General features: G+C 73.4%; 8 protein-coding genes and 3 pseudogenes. 5 read left to right on the forward strand and 6 right to left on the reverse strand.

From position 1 onward, the window contains the following. Positions 1-25: 25 nt before the first annotated feature. Positions 26-1498 (reverse strand): annotated as a pseudogene (locus tag ACZ6S4_RS04295) (DNA polymerase Y family protein); the annotation flags it as partial. Between the two features lie 25 nt (positions 1499-1523). On the opposite strand from ACZ6S4_RS04295, the gene ACZ6S4_RS04300 reads away from it, so the two are divergent. After that, a complete protein-coding gene (locus ACZ6S4_RS04300) occupies positions 1524-1757 on the forward strand; it encodes a hypothetical protein (protein ID WP_465473468.1) in 234 nt (77 codons plus the stop codon). Between the two features lie 32 nt (positions 1758-1789). Here the strand turns inward: ACZ6S4_RS04300 and ACZ6S4_RS04305 are convergent. Further along, a pseudogene (locus tag ACZ6S4_RS04305) lies at positions 1790-2424 on the reverse strand (hypothetical protein); the annotation flags it as partial. A 1029-nt stretch (positions 2425-3453) separates the two neighbouring features. Then, on the reverse strand, positions 3454-4005 hold the full coding sequence (locus ACZ6S4_RS04310) for an SAV_6107 family HEPN domain-containing protein (RefSeq protein WP_465473469.1): 552 nt from the start codon (positions 4003-4005) through the stop codon (positions 3454-3456). A 1206-nt stretch (positions 4006-5211) separates the two neighbouring features. Here ACZ6S4_RS04310 and ACZ6S4_RS04315 point away from each other — a divergent pair. Next, positions 5212-5610 (forward strand): NUDIX hydrolase, encoded by a 399-nt coding sequence (locus ACZ6S4_RS04315; RefSeq protein ID WP_465473470.1) that lies wholly within the window; start codon positions 5212-5214, stop codon positions 5608-5610. Between the two features lie 8 nt (positions 5611-5618). On the opposite strand, the gene ACZ6S4_RS04320 is transcribed toward ACZ6S4_RS04315, so the two are convergent. Beyond that, a complete protein-coding gene (locus ACZ6S4_RS04320; protein WP_465473471.1) occupies positions 5619-7592 on the reverse strand; it encodes an APC family permease in 1974 nt (657 codons plus the stop codon). An 88-nt stretch (positions 7593-7680) separates the two neighbouring features. Between ACZ6S4_RS04320 and ACZ6S4_RS04325 the strand changes: the two genes are divergently transcribed. The 3 genes from ACZ6S4_RS04325 to ACZ6S4_RS04335 all read left to right on the forward strand — a co-directional run bounded on the left by ACZ6S4_RS04325 (position 7681) and on the right by ACZ6S4_RS04335 (position 10417). Then, positions 7681-8496 carry an SDR family NAD(P)-dependent oxidoreductase gene (locus tag ACZ6S4_RS04325; RefSeq protein ID WP_465473472.1) on the forward strand — a complete coding sequence of 272 codons (816 nt, stop codon included), beginning with the start codon at positions 7681-7683 and terminating at the stop codon, positions 8494-8496. 74 nt (positions 8497-8570) lie between these two features. After that, positions 8571-9917, forward strand: coding sequence for a ferredoxin reductase family protein (locus ACZ6S4_RS04330; RefSeq protein ID WP_465473473.1), 1347 nt, complete (start codon positions 8571-8573; stop codon positions 9915-9917). An 11-nt stretch (positions 9918-9928) separates the two neighbouring features. Further along, positions 9929-10417: a YbaK/EbsC family protein gene (locus tag ACZ6S4_RS04335; RefSeq protein ID WP_465473474.1), complete on the forward strand. Its 489-nt coding sequence runs from the start codon at positions 9929-9931 to the stop codon at positions 10415-10417. On the opposite strand, the gene ACZ6S4_RS04340 is transcribed toward ACZ6S4_RS04335, so the two are convergent. Next, entirely contained in the window at positions 10366-11112 is a 747-nt protein-coding gene (locus ACZ6S4_RS04340) for an MFS transporter (RefSeq protein WP_465473504.1), read from the reverse strand. The genes ACZ6S4_RS04335 and ACZ6S4_RS04340 overlap by 52 nt on opposite strands. After that, a pseudogene (locus ACZ6S4_RS04345) lies at positions 11109-11193 on the reverse strand (DUF3151 domain-containing protein); the annotation flags it as partial. The gene ACZ6S4_RS04340 and the pseudogene ACZ6S4_RS04345, both read right to left, overlap by 4 nt.

The following is an 11193-nucleotide window of genomic DNA, read 5'->3' on the forward strand; positions in this document are numbered from 1 at the left end:
GCCCCTTCCCTCCCACCGCCACATCCGGCCACGAACCAGCCGCTTCCGCTTCGGACTTCGGTCCTTCCCCGCGGGCCGCCACTCCCGGCTGAGACCCAGCTACTGCCCCACTCGGAACTGCCCACAAGCGGGCACCGCTCCCCCACTCCTCCTCTTTTTCGACCGCGAGCGCCTCAGGTGGCGGGCTCGGGAGAGCGACCAGCGCCGGCGGATCAACCAGGGAGACCACCGCCGGTTCGAGCGCCGGCCACGGAACGGCGGCCTCGCCGGTGGGCCGGGCCGGGGTGCGCTCATCACCCCACGGGACCAGGCGTACCTGGTCGTCCGCGGAACGCCCCCCGCCGAGCACGGCCGTCAGCACCGCTTCCGGACCCAGCAGACCTTGGATGCGGCTCAGGGCGCGGTGGGCCCGCTCGCGTTCGGCGCCGGTGTCGCCCCAGAGGCCGGGTTGCAGGCCGAGGTGGACGAGGACACCGTCGGGGACGAGCCGCAGCCGGACCAGTCCGGCGGTGGGCCGGTTCGGTGCGCCACGCCGGGCGCCGGTGAGCCAGCCGTCGAGCTGCCACCGTACGCGTTCGGCGATGGCCGCGGCCGTGAGCAGGCCCTCGTGCCGCCAGACCCGGTGCAGTTCCTGCCCGTCGGCGGTGACCGCCTCGATGCCGAGCCGGGTGCAGGCCAGCCCGTGCGCGGCGAGCCGCTCGTGCAACCGTTCGGCCAGCGCGCGGCCGGCGAACGCGGCGACGTCGACCCGTTCGAGCGGCTCGTCGTAGGTGTCGCTGACGTCCAGGTCGGGCGGCGGCTGCCGCACCGCCAGCGGCCGATGGTCGAACCCGCCGGCGAGCCGGTGCGCGAGCGCCCCGTCGAACCCGAACCGGGTGAGCACGTCGGAAGCGGGCAGGGCGGCGAAGTCGCCGAGGGTCTTGACCCCCAACCGCCGGAGCAGGTCGGCCAGGTCGGGCCGCTCCAGCGCCTCGACGGGCACGGCGGCGAGAAATTCCCGGGTACGCCCGGAGCCGACGATCGTCCCGGACCGCGCGGCCAGCCCGGCGGCGAACACCCCGTCGGCGATGCCCACCTGACTCTCGACGGCACAGGCCTGAGCGACCTGCTCGACGATCCGCTCGGCGGCGAGCTCCTCACCCCCGAAGTACCGGGCGGGCCCCCGCGCGGCCAGCGCACAAGCCCCGGCCCGGATCACCTCGACCCCGACAGCAACCTCCTCGACGGCGGCGACCACCGGCTCGAAAGCCCGGGCATCCCGACCCGGATCATGATCGACGACCACGAGCTGAGGACACCGGCTCTGCGCCTCCCGCCGCCGCAACCCCCGCCGCACCCCGTCCGCACGGGCGGCCTCGGAACAGGCAAGAACTCTGTTTCCGTGAAGAACGGCTACCGCCCCAGAAGCGGCGATCCCTTCGACGATCTCGGCGGCGATGACGGGCCAGTCGGGGCACCAGAGGACGAGGGTTCGGACTCCGGCGGTGGTGGGGCTCACGCGTACCCCCCGACCGCTTCTGGCGGTGGGGACGCCGGCGGGTCTGCTGCGGCGGCGCTGGCGGGCGGCCCTGGCCACGCTGCCCGGTCACGGCCGGGCGGCATGGCGCGAACAGCGGCCGCGCCGCTGGCGGGTGGCCCTGGCCACGCTGCCCGGTCACGGCCGGGCGGCATGGCGCGAACAGTGGCCGCGCCGCTGGCGGGTGGCCCTGGCCACGCTGCCCGGTCACGGCCGGGCGGCAGCGGGACGATCGAGGTGACGGACGCCGGTCTTGTCGCGCCCGATCCGGCATCACGGCCCTCGGCGCCCGGAGCCGGCGATGACTGCTGGGCATCGCGTTCGGCTTCGGCCGGCTGGTCGGCGGCCGGGAGGACAGCGGCGGGCCGGGATCGGGTGCCGGGCGTGGGATCGTGCGGGGGTACGACGGCGAGTCCCGGCATCCACATGGTGATCTCTTTGGGGCGGGCCGCCGTACCCCGGCCCCGGGCAACGACGGTGACCTTGCGCCGACGCAGCCGGCCGTGCCCCGCGCCGAGGCCTTCCCACCGGCCCTGGGTGACCTGCAGCGTCACATCCGCGCCGTCCCACCGCCCATAGGGCACAAGCACACACCCCCGCTGCCGGGCCCGGGCGACGAGCCGGCTGGTGATCGAAGCCGAAACCTGCCCCGGTACGGCAACAACGACAACATCCACCCCATCGATGAGCGCGGCGACGACGGTGGGCCACTCGGGGCCGGGATCAGGCACAAGCGCAAGCCGATCCAGGGCGATCCCACTCTCCGCGGCAGCGAGCGCACCGAGCGTGGGGACGCCGACGACGGCACACCAGGAACCGGCGTTGGAGGCGGCGGCGAGCAGGGCCAGGAGGAGAGAGGTGCTTCCTCCACCGGGCTGCACCGCGCCGCCGCCCCGAATGGTGGCGCCGGGGATGGGTGGTGCGCTCCGCAGCGAGGAGGAACGCTCGGCCGTGGATCCTCTCCTGACCGGCGCTTTCGCGGATCCTCTCGCGCCCGCCTCGTTCGGGGACGAGCCGCCCGGATCGCTGGTCATCGCGTCGGGCCGGGGAGCGGATCCGCTACCAGCACCGTCGATCGCAGGCCCTCTACCGCCCGGGCGATTCGTTGATCCGCTGCCGGCAACGTCGATCTCGGGCGCTCTGCCGCCTGGCCCGTGCGCAGCTTCCTCATGCGGGTCGGGTGCGGATCTCGGCGAGCCGCGGCGGGCTTCGCGCTCATGGGAGCCGGCGGATGGCGGCGATGGGGTGGGGAGGGCGCCTTGATGGACGGAAGGGCCGGGGGTGATGCCGATCGCGATGGTGGTTCCGCGGCGCAGGCCCCGGCTCGGCAGCAGACTGCTCAGTTCGGGGAGGACCGGCAGCACCCGGTGCGTCCCGAAATCCCCGGTGTCGCTGGCCGGCCGTATCAGCTCAGCAAGGGCCGCAGCACCGTTGATCATGCGCCCGGCCATTTTCCGCCCCGTTTGTACACGTGCATTGAAGTTGATCTTTAACGTCACGACTCCGCCGAAGCGACGCCGCGAGCGAGGTATTGCCACCGGCGATCCGGAAGGCCCCCACCCAGCGCGAGCAGCACCCAGGCGGTGCGGCAGGAGCCGTCCCGAGCAGCCGCCGGTCGGATCCGCGTAGCCCGAGCCGGCAGCTACGAGTAGCAACCGCAGGCGCTCCGGAGGCTCAACCGGTCTCTGCACCACCTAGTGGTGGTCGTCGACGGACCACCAGGTGCCGTCGAGGCGGTCTGCGGCCGGCCGCAACCTGGCGATCAGGCCCGCCCGCTGGGCGCCACCATGCGGATCACACGTCACCGGCCACAGACCTCAGCACTTGCCGCCCTTGATCATCGATGCCGAGGAACGGTCATTCCACAGCCGACCGAGGTGGTGGGCCAATCCGACGCACCCCGACGGGGCAGAAGCGGGAGGGCCGCCGGGCCGCCGCTAGGCGGCTTCGAGGGTCGGCTGGTAGGCCACGCCGAGGGTGGACTCGACCAGGGAGACGAAGTGCTCCGCCGCGCGTAGCAGGTCGTCCGCCTCGCGGGGGCTGACCACGCGGGGGATACCCGCTTCGGCTGCGGCTCGCTTGGTCGCGCCCAGGGCGAAGTAGCTGGCCCAGTCGCTGAACTCGGGTGCCACCAGGACCAGGAGGGACCAGGCGCTCGTCACCCGGCTGCGCTTCGTCGGCGCGGCCGGCCTGGCGCGGGCGGCGAGGACCGCTGCGGCTGCGCGCAGTGCCGCGAGGTGGGCTGCCGCGTAGCGCAGGCCGTCCGGGCGGGTGCCGGCCGCTTCCGCCAGGCCTTGGCGGGCTATGGCGAGCAGCTGGGCCGGGGTGCGGTTCGGCAGCAGGTTGGCCGGGACGGTGGGCGCCGCCTGGGCCGCCGCCGTGGGCGCGTGTGCCAGAGGACCGAGGCTCGCCGTCTGGCCCGGGATCGGGCCCGGGAAGGCGCTCGGCGGTCTGAGAGTGGGCACCGGGTGGGCCTGATTGCTCACCATGGTCGTCTCCTCGCGTGTGTCGCATCCGACGTGCTGGTCGAACCGATCCGCTGCAAGAGGAAGAACACAGCGGTTGTGGCAGCCGGCCGGGTGTGAAGCTTCCCCACACCACACCCGGCCGGACTTGCCGGCGGGTCCGTCGCCCGCCGCTCGGGGGTCGAGAACAGCGGACGACGGTCCTGCCTTTGTGCCGGTCCGGACCCGCGAATGCCCGGACCTCGCATGCGGCACTTCGCGGGCGCCGCATCCGGGAGCCCCGCCGCGAACGCGGCTCCCGAGTAGTCAGGCCGGGTGTTCTCCTGGCACAGGAGTTCGAACCAATCGAACACTCGTTCTAACTAAGAATGAGAGTACACCCCGGGTACGACAAAAAAGCAACACACGCGAGGGCTCCGGCGGGGTGGTCGGCAAAGGTGGAGATCACCTTTGCCGGGGTGGCCTGTGGAGGTGAGGACTTGCTGGTCAGGCGGGTATACGGGCCACTCGGAAATTCCTGTCCAGGACCGGCGAATCGGTCAGCCGGCGGCCGGCGGCCGTGCCGTAGGGCCGGGCCAGCCGGCTGAGGCCGAGCTGGGCGGCCAAGCCGCAGGCTGAGCGGGCCCGCTGGGCCGAACCGAGCGATCTAGGCCGAGTTGGGCGCCAGCCTGGACCGGCCAGCCGGCCGGGCAGGCCGGGCGGGCCGGGCAGGCAGCCGGGCAGGCCGGGCGGGCCGGGCAGGCCGGGCAGGCAGCCGGGCAGGCCGGGCAGGCAGCCGGGCGGGCCGGGCAGGCAGCCGGGCAGGCCGGGCAGGCAGCCGGGCAGGCCGGGCAGGCAGCCGGGCAGGCAGCCGGACAGGCCGGGCAGGGCCGGGCAGGGCCGGGCAGGCAGCCGGGCAGGCCGGGCAGGCAGCCGGACAGGCCGGGCGGGCCGGGCAGGCAGCCGGGCAGGCCGGGCAGGAAGCGGCAGGCAGCGGCAGGCCGGGCAGGCAGCCGGGCAGGCCGAGTAAGCGGCCGGGCGGGCGACCGGCGGGCGAAACAGGCAGGACGAGGCCGCAACAGGCGAGAAGCCGGGGCCGACCGACCCAACGCCGTGGCCGGCAAGCTCATCGACACCGCCCAGGATCGCTGACCCCGCCGGCGCTACCGTCGTCGACGGCCGTCACGTCGAGCGACCACCCGGCCCGGCGCATCACCACGCGCCACCGACAAGAGTCAGAAAGCAGCATCCATGACCGTCATCGACAAGATCGCGTGGATCCGCATCGAGAACGGCGCGATCCTCAGCTCCCGGTCACGCGGCAAGGACGTCTACTACCTCCCCGGCGGCAAGCGCGAGCCCGGCGAGAGCGACATCGACACCCTCGTCCGTGAGATCCGGGAAGAGCTCAGCGTGACCATCACCCCCGACAGCGCCGAGCATGTGGGGACCTTTGAGGCCCCCGCCCACGGGCATTCCGCCGGGACCGTCGTCCGGATGACCTGCTACACCGCCGATTATCAGGGCGTTCTGCGGCCGGACAGCGAGATCGAGGAGATCGTCTGGCTCACCCACGCCGATCGGCACCGGGTCTCCCCGGTCGATCAGATCATCTTTGCTCACCTGTACGGGACAGCACGCCTGCGCTGACCTGCGGGTCAGCCGCCCACGTGGATGCCGGGGCGGCGGACCGGGTCCGGTTCGCTCTTGCGGATGATCTCGCGGACCACCGGCGCCGTGTCGCCCCGGCCCAGCAGTAGATACCGGAACAGGTGCACCAGTGGGCTGCCTTCCGCCCATTCGAAGTAGCAGTGCGGCCGTACCCCTGTCGCGTCGCGCAGGGCGAGCAGGACCGCTGCGATCGCGTTCGGTGCGGCCGGGCTCTGCACCCGCAGGATGCGGTACTGGCCCACCTGTTCACCGTGCACGCGCAGGACCTCGCTGAACTCCGACGGGTCGATCACCTTGATCTCCAGGAACAGGATGTCGGCCGCGCCGGGGACGGGGTTCATGCCGCGTTGTTCGCGTTCCTTGGCCGCGTACTCCTGCGCGTCGCCGGCCTGCCGGCGGTTGGCGACCAGGTTGAGCTCGCCGTCGTGCTGGACCGACTCGGCGATGAAGCGGCGGGCCGGCTCGTCGAACTCGATGCGGTCCGCCCGCAGCTCCGTGGTGCGGGTGACGCGGGAGATCAGCGAGACCACGATGATCGCGGCCACGAAGACCGCGGAGATCGCGATGCCGTCCGGTTTCTCCACGATGTTCTCGGCCAGGGCGTACAGCAGGATCAGCGTCAGGATCGTGAAGCCGGCCGCCGCCTTGCGCCGGCGGCGGCGGACCGCCGAGATCGCCACGGCCACCGCGCCCGAGACCATCATGGCCAGGATGCCGGTGGCGTACGCGCCCGCCTGCGCGTTCACGTCCGCTTTGAAGACGATGGTGATGCCGATGCTGATCGCCGTGTAGACCAGCACCACCGGCCGGATCGCGCGGGCCCATTCCGGGGCCATGCCGTAGCCGGGCAGGTAGCGCGGCACGATGTTGATCAGGCCGGCCATCGCGGACGCGCCCGCGAACCACAGGATCAGGATGCTGCTGATGTCGTACGCGGTGCCGAAGATCTCGCCCAGCTTCTCGTGGGCCAGGTAGGCCAGCGCCCGCCCGTTGGCCTGCCCGCCCGGCTCGAACTCCCGCGCCGGGATCAGCACGGTCGTCACGAAGCTCGTCGCGATCAGGTAGACGCTCATGATCAGCGCCGCGGTGGTGAGCAGTTTGCGGGTGTTGCGGACCCGGGACCTCATCCGTTCCGCGGGCGACCCGCCGGACGCCGCGATCAGCGGCATCATGCTGACCCCGGTCTCGAAGCCGGACAGGCCCAGGACCAGCGCCGGGAACGCCAGCACGGACGGGCCGAGCAGGTCGAAGAAGCCGGTGCCGTGGGAGCCGAGCGCGTCCACCCAGGCCGACAGCGCGCCGGCGGTGGTGAACACGTCGGCCAGGCCGACCACGGTGATCACCGCGCTCAGGCCGAGGAAGACCACCACCAGCGGGATGGCGACCTTGACGGCCTCGGAGAAGCCGAGCAGGAAGACGAAGCCGAGGATGAGCAGCAGCACGATGGTGATCGGCACCGCGTGACCGTGCAGGAAGCCCGGCAGGTACGGGTTCTCCGACATGTGCACGGTGGCGTCGGCGGCCGACAGGGTGATCGTGACGATCCACGAGGTGACCACGAAGCCGAGCAGGACCAGCACGAACAGCTTGCCGCGCCAGAACGGCAGCAGGTTTTCCAGCATCGCGACCGAGCCCTGGCCGTGCGGGCTCTCCTGTGCCACCCGCCGGTACATAGGCAGCATGCCGAGCAGGGTCAGCGCCACGATCAGCAGGGTGGCCAGCGGGGACAGCGCCCCGGCGGCCAGCGCCGCGATGGCCGGCAGGTACGACAGGGTGGAGAAGTAGTCCACGCCGGTCAGCGCCATGACCTTCCACCAGGCCTGCGGGTGCGAGCCCTCGGCGGCCTCCGGGCCGACCGGCTGCACCCGGTGTGCGAGCAGCCAGCGGGTGACAGTGTGTGCCGGCGGCGGTGCCTGGACGGGACTGTCCACGGATGCCGGCACGACGATCTCGGTGCTCATCGTTCTCTTTTCCTCGGACCGGCACGCAACCGATCACCGCTGCCAGGATGCACGATGGGTGCGACAGCGCAGACATGAGGAGCGACACATGCCACGCACGTTTGTGATCACCGGAGCCAGCTCGGGCGTGGGCCTGGCCGCCGCCCGGCAACTCGCCGCACGGGGTGAGCAGGTGGTCGTGGTCGGCCGCGATCCGGGCCGGCTGGGTGCCGCGATGGCCGCCGTACGGGCCGCCGCCACCGGGCCCGAGCCGGACGAGTTCCGCGCCGACTTCAACGTGCTCGACGAGGTCCGGGGGCTGGCCGCAAAGCTGCTGGCCGCGTACCCGAAGATCGACGTCCTGGCCAACAATGCCGGCGGCATGGTGGAGTCCTATGTCCGCACCGCGGACGGCTTCGAAGCCACCATCCAGGGCAACCATCTGGCGCCTTTCCTGCTCACCCACCTGCTGCGCGGGGCGCTGGGCGGCGGCCGGGTGGTCAACACGGCGTCGCGGGCGCACCAGCGCGCCCGGCTGGACCCGGAGGACTTCACCGGCTCGGCCGGCACGTACAGCTCGTGGCGCGCCTACGGGGCCAGCAAGGCCGCGAACATCCTGTTCGCCGCCGAGGCGGCCCGGCGCTGGCCGGAGATCACCTCGGTGTCGTTCCACCCGGGTGTGGTGCGCAGCAACTTCGGCGTCGGCGCGGCGACCCGGTTCTTCTACCGGTTCGCGCCGTTCCTGACCACGCCCGAGCAGGCCGGCGACCTGCTGACCTGGCTGAGCACCGCGGAGGTCGCCGACGGCGCCTACTACGTGGGGCACAAGGTGACCCGGCCGGACACCGTGGCCGCCGACCCCGCGGTGGCCGCCCGGCTGTGGGAGGCCAGCGCCGCGGCGGTGGGTGTGCGCGCCGCCGGATAACGGATATCCGGGCCTTCGTCGGCCTTCTCACTAACCCCTGCCCAGCGCGCGGAACCGTTTGTACGTTGACGTCCGTGCGCCCCCGCGTCTCCCCCACCCCGCGCTGGTGGGCGCCCGCAGCGCGGGCCGCGGCCGGGTTGAGCCTGGTGGTCGTCACCGTCCTGTGGGCCCGCGGCGGCATCGCGGACCTGGCCGCCGGGGGCCGGCCGGCGGCGGGCGCGGCGGGGCGGCTGGCCGCGCTGTGGTCGGCCGATCTGCTGCTCCTGCAGGTGCTGTTGATGGCCCGGATCCCGCTGGTGGAACGGGCATTCGGCCAGGACACCCTGACCCGCTGGCATCGCCGCACCGGCTTCGCCTCGTTCCAGCTGCTGCTCGCGCACGTCGTACTGGCCACCTGGAGCCGGGCGCCGGTCCACGGCTTCGCCGCGTTCGTCGCCGGCGATCCCGGGATGCTGCTGGCGGTGGTCGCGCTGGCCGCCCTGGTCCTGGTGGTCGTCACATCGGTGCGCGCGGCCCGGCGCCGCTTGCGCTACGAGTCGTGGCATCTCCTCCACCTGTACGCGTACCTGGGTGTCGCCCTGGCGTTGCCACACGAGTTGACGGCAGGCCGGGACTTCACCGCGAGCCCGGCCGCGCGCGCGTACTGGTGTGCGCTCTACGCGGCCGCCGCCGGCAGCGTCCTGATCTTCCGGCTCGGCATGCCGTTGTGGCGCACGGCCCGGCACCGCCTGCGCGTCGACCACGTGGTCCCCGAGGCCCACGGGCTGGTCTCGGTCTACCTGCACGGTCGCCGCCTCGACCGGCTGCCGGTGCGCGCCGGGCAGTTCTTCGTCTGGCGCTTCCTGGACGGCCGCGGCTGGTCCCGGGGCAACCCGTTCTCGCTGTCCGGGCCACCCCGCGGCGACCAGTTGCGGATCACGGTCAAGGGCCTCGGCGACGGCAGCGCCCGGGTGGCCACGCTCGCGCCGGGGACGCGGGTGCTGATCGAGGGACCGTACGGGCGGCTCACCGCGGAGTCGTACCGCGGCGGGCCGGTGACGATGCTGGCCTGCGGTGTCGGCATCACGCCGCTGCTCGCGCTGCTCTGGGACCTGCCGTACGGCCACGGGCAGGCGACGCTGGTCTACCGCGCCCGGCACGCCGCCGAGGTGGCGTTCCTCGACGAGCTCGAATGGCTGGCCCAGCGCCGCGGCGTCCGGCTGGTCCCGCTGATCGGTCCGCGCGCCCACCCGACGTCGTGGCTGCCGGCGGAGTACGCGGACTACACGGACGCCGAGGCGTTGCGGGAGATCGCCCCCGACCTGGCCGACCACGACTTGTACCTGTGCGGCCCGGACCGGTGGACGGACGCGGTGCGCGCGGCGGCCCGGGCGGTCGGGGTGCCCGCGGCCCACCTGCACCGGGAGCGATTCAGCTGGTGAACAATGAGCGGATGGAGAGTCATCCCAACGTGCTGGCCGTGCAGGCCGCCCTGGAGAACGCCGATGCCCGTACCACCGACGGCAGTGCGCCGCGCATGGTGGTTTTCGACGAGGGTGTGCACACCGCCGCCGCCGCGGCCGCCGCTCTCGGGGTCGAGGTCGGGCAGATCGCCAATTCGCTGATCTTCGACGCCGACGGGGAGCCGCTGCTCGTGCTCACCTCGGGCGCGCACCGGGTCGACACCAAGAAGGTGGCCGCCGCGCTGGGGGTGGCCAAGCTCGGGCGGGCCACTCCCGAGTTCGTCCGGGCTCACACCGGGCAGGCGATCGGCGGGGTCGCGCCGCTGGGACACCCGAAGCCGGTGCGCACGCTGGTCGACACCGCGCTCGCGCAGTATCCGGAGATCTGGGCGGCGGGCGGCGTACCGCAGGTGGTCTTCCCGATCACCTACGCCGAGCTGCTGCGGGTCACCGGCGGCACGGCCACCGAGGTGGCCTGAGCGGCGCCGGCCCGCAGCAGGAAGCCGGCCGCCGTCAGGGAGACCGCGGCGGTGGCGAGCAGGACGACGGCCAGCGGGGTGGCGTCGGTGATCCCGGCCAGGCCGGCCAGCGGGGAGACCAGGCCGGCCACCGCGAAGGTGGCGAACCCGTAGACCGAGGTCGCGGTGCCGGACTGGGCGCCCTGGCCGTGCAGGGCCAGGCCCGCCGCCCCGGCGAAGCAGCCGCCGCAGCCGGCCACGAACAGCCACAGGCAGGGCAGCAGGCCGGCGAGTCCGGCGTGCGCCCATTGCAGCGGCACGATGGCGGCGGCGGCCACCAGGGTCACCGCCGTGCAGCCGGCCAGCACCCGGGCCGGGCCGGCCCGGCGGGTGAGCATCGAGCTGAGCTGGACGCCCGCCACCAGGCCGAGGGAGTTGAGCAGGAAGACGACGGCGTAGGTGCGGGCGCTGAGGCCGTACACCTCCTGCAGGAGGGTCGGTGACGCGGCGACGTACGCGTAGACCCCGGCGAAGGTCATGCTGCCGCTGACCGTGGCCAGCCGGAAGTCGGGGGGGGGGGGGGGGGGGGGGGGGAGGGGGGAGAGGGGGGAGGGGGGGGGGGGGGGGGGGGGGGGGGGGTGTTGGGGGGGGGGGGGGGGGGGGGGGGGGGGGGGGGCGCGGGGGGGGGTTTCCCCCCCCCCCCCCGGCCCGATCAGGTCAGGGCGTCGGCCGCCGCCGGGTCGCTGTCGCGCAGGAACTGGGCGCACCGGGCCGCCTCGTCCGACTCGCCGATCTGC

This window comes from Actinoplanes sp. NPDC051405 (genome assembly GCF_055586185.1).

What these genes read in the sequence shown, in the direction of transcription:
- ACZ6S4_RS04310 (WP_465473469.1), bottom strand. Translation starts at nt 4,005, where the DNA reads ATGGTGAGCAATCAGGCCCACCCGGTGCCCACTCTCAGACCGCCGAGC.
- ACZ6S4_RS04320 (WP_465473471.1), bottom strand. Translation starts at nt 7,592, where the DNA reads ATGAGCACCGAGATCGTCGTGCCGGCATCCGTGGACAGTCCCGTCCAG.
- ACZ6S4_RS04315 (WP_465473470.1), top strand. Translation starts at nt 5,212, where the DNA reads ATGACCGTCATCGACAAGATCGCGTGGATCCGCATCGAGAACGGCGCG.
- ACZ6S4_RS04325 (WP_465473472.1), top strand. Translation starts at nt 7,681, where the DNA reads ATGCCACGCACGTTTGTGATCACCGGAGCCAGCTCGGGCGTGGGCCTG.
- ACZ6S4_RS04335 (WP_465473474.1), top strand. Translation starts at nt 9,929, where the DNA reads ATGGAGAGTCATCCCAACGTGCTGGCCGTGCAGGCCGCCCTGGAGAAC.